This window comes from Neisseria sp. P0021.S007 (assembly GCF_051956855.1).
This window is the reverse complement of sequence record NZ_JBQCXA010000289.1, coordinates 1-846: the sequence shown is the minus strand read 5'-3', so window position 1 is coordinate 846 and position 846 is coordinate 1. Positions and strand designations below refer to the sequence as shown.

General features: G+C 45.6%; 1 protein-coding gene. It reads right to left on the bottom strand.

The features are described from left to right. Window positions 1-293: 293 nt before the first annotated feature. Window positions 294-620 carry a low molecular weight protein tyrosine phosphatase family protein gene (locus ACTHUR_RS12880; protein WP_440398886.1) on the bottom strand — a complete coding sequence of 109 codons (327 nt, stop codon included), beginning with the start codon at window positions 618-620 and terminating at the stop codon, window positions 294-296. Window positions 621-846: the final 226 nt, after the last annotated feature.

Sequence of the window (846 nt, the reverse complement as noted above, 5' to 3'; positions counted from 1 at the left end):
CTGAAAAACGTGGCTGCTGTGATTCAATGAATGACAGGCTTTAATCAGATAAACACGGCAAGGTGCATCTGAATGGTTTGTTGACGCATTCAACCTTGCCAACTGCGCCGCTGTCCACTCGCTCCGTCCGCGTAGGCGTGAGAATGAATTTCTAAGTGTGAAATAAAACAAACCGGATTACCATCAACTGGGAATCCGGTTTTTCTTTTGATGATTGGATTTTCAGACGACCTTTGGGGTCGTCTGAAACCTTATCCATACCCTTTACCTTTGCTTATTCAAGCTCTTATAGACTAGCTGTCAGACAAATACGGCTCGACGCTTTCATTCAATATCTCGATCAATTCTTCGTCCATATAGCGGTAATCGTCAGGAATGTCCAAAACAATGATTTCCTTATGTTGCAAAGCTCGGGGAAACTGCGCCGACAGGCGGTTTTTATGCTTTTGTTCCATCACAAAAATCTTATCCGACCATGCGATGTCGTTGATGGAAACGGTGTGCCGTGCGTTAGGGCTTGTGCCTGCGGAACGGGTCTGTACGTTCGGATAGCGTCGGAATACCGCTTCAGCAGTGGGGCTGCGCCATTGGTTGCGGCTGCAAATAAAAAGTGCGTTCATAGAAATTAAAAAAGGCGGAGAAATATCCGCCTTGTGGAAATCATCTCGATTGAGTCGAAATGTGTTTTAAGTTAATCAAACCATTCGGCTTCAAATTCATGCTGCCTGAAGGGGTAAACAAAGCCCAGTTTTTGCGCGCGTTTGACTTTATTCCTGCGGAAATACATCAAATCCCACTTTTTCTCGAGCTTACCCTCAGAAGGGTTTTTGCCGTGTACGCGATGGC

Coding starts and splice junctions, on each gene's coding strand:
- ACTHUR_RS12880 (WP_440398886.1), bottom strand. CDS start 620: ATGAACGCACTTTTTATTTGCAGCCGCAACCAATGGCGCAGCCCCACT.